At 57.8% G+C, this 1,500-nt stretch carries 2 protein-coding genes; both read left to right on the forward strand.

The window, feature by feature from the left end; translation table 11 throughout:
- Positions 1-263 (forward strand): SDR family oxidoreductase (locus NZ453_RS21835; protein ID WP_263773120.1); only part of this gene is annotated, 263 nt, incomplete at its 5' end.
- A 138-nt stretch (positions 264-401) separates the two neighbouring features.
- On the forward strand, positions 402-1,418 hold the full coding sequence (locus tag NZ453_RS21840; RefSeq protein WP_263773121.1) for a TRAP transporter substrate-binding protein: 1,017 nt from the start codon (positions 402-404) through the stop codon (positions 1,416-1,418).
- Positions 1,419-1,500 lie beyond the last annotated feature (82 nt).

The raw sequence follows: 1,500 nt of genomic DNA on the forward strand, positions 1-1,500 counted from the left end.
AATTCACCAAGAGCCTCTCGAACGAATGGGCGAGCCAGGGCGTGAACGTCAATGGCATCGCCCCAGGCTACATGGACACCGAGATGAACACCGCGCTGCTTGCCGACCCGACCCGCAGCCGGCAGATTCTCGAACGCATCCCGGCCGGCCGCTGGGGGAAACCGCAGGACATGGTCGGCGCCGCCGTCTTCCTCGCTTCCCCCGCCTCCGATTACGTCAACGGCACCATCCTCACCGTCGATGGAGGGTGGATGGGACGCTGAGTTCTAGAAAGGGAGCTGGCGAGAATCTGGTAGGCAAACGGTTATGAGAGGACGGATCGGCCTCGCGGTGTTAATCGATCAATCGATCCGCAGAGTTTTCTTGACGCAGGTACGACAACACTTAAACGGAGGACAAACGTGAAAACATCAACGATCAAACGAATCTATGTGGCCATCTCGCTTGCCATCGGCATTGCAGGTGCGCAGTTGGCGGGGGCGGAAGAACTTTCGGGGCGGCTTGGTCATTCGTTGCCTCCTGAGCATCCGCAAGCGGTGGCGATGAATAAGTTCTCGGAACTTGTCAGCAAATACACCGACAACCGGGTGAAAGTGAAGGTCTTCCACAGTGCGTCGCTGGGCAGCGACGACAAGATGCTGCAGGCGACCCAAACCGGCACGCAGGAAATCTACTACGGCGCTTTTGCGGCGATTGCAGGCGGTGTCAAGGAACTCGGCATTTTCGACTTCCCCTTCCTGTTCGAAAATATGAAGGAAGTCGATACGGTGATGAACGGCCGGATGGGGCAAAAGATCTTCGAGAAGATGGCCCCGCTCAATCTGGTCGGACTCGGGTGGACCGAAGCCGGCTTCCGGAACCTCACCAACAGCAAGCGCCCGATCAAGACCGCCGCTGACATCGAAGGCCTCAAGCTACGCGTCATGCCGAACAAGGTCGCGCTGGACACCTGGAAGGCTCTCGGTGCTAACCCCACCCCGATGGCTTTCTCGGAAATCTTCACGGCGCTCGAGATCAAAGCCATCGACGGCCAGGAGAACCCGCTGATCCTTATCTTCACCAACAAGTTCCATGAGGTGAACAAGTTCATCACGATCACCAACCACGTCTATACGCCGTGCGGAATCGTCGTGAACAAGAAGTTCTGGGATCGCATCAAGCCCGAGGATCAGCAGGCGATGAGAACCGCCGCGCTGGAGTCGCTCAAGTTCCACCGTAATCTGATGGATGAGGCCAACAAGGATGTCGTCGGGAAACTCCAGGCCGCGGGTGCCAAGGTTGAAACCTTGCCGCCGGAAGAAGTGAAGAAGCTGCGCGAGAAGACGAAGCCGGTCATCGATACGTACACCAAGATCATCGGCGAGGATTTCGTGAAAGAGTTCTACGCCGAGATTGACAAGGCCCGGGCGGGCAAATAAGGCGTCGGGGACACCCCAACGGCGGGGAAAGGCAGAAGAGCGCTTTTCCCCGTTTTTTTGACCTGACGTACCGCCGGCGTGA

Source organism: Propionivibrio soli, assembly GCF_025770765.1.
Lineage (GTDB): Bacteria > Pseudomonadota > Gammaproteobacteria > Burkholderiales > Rhodocyclaceae > Propionivibrio > Propionivibrio soli.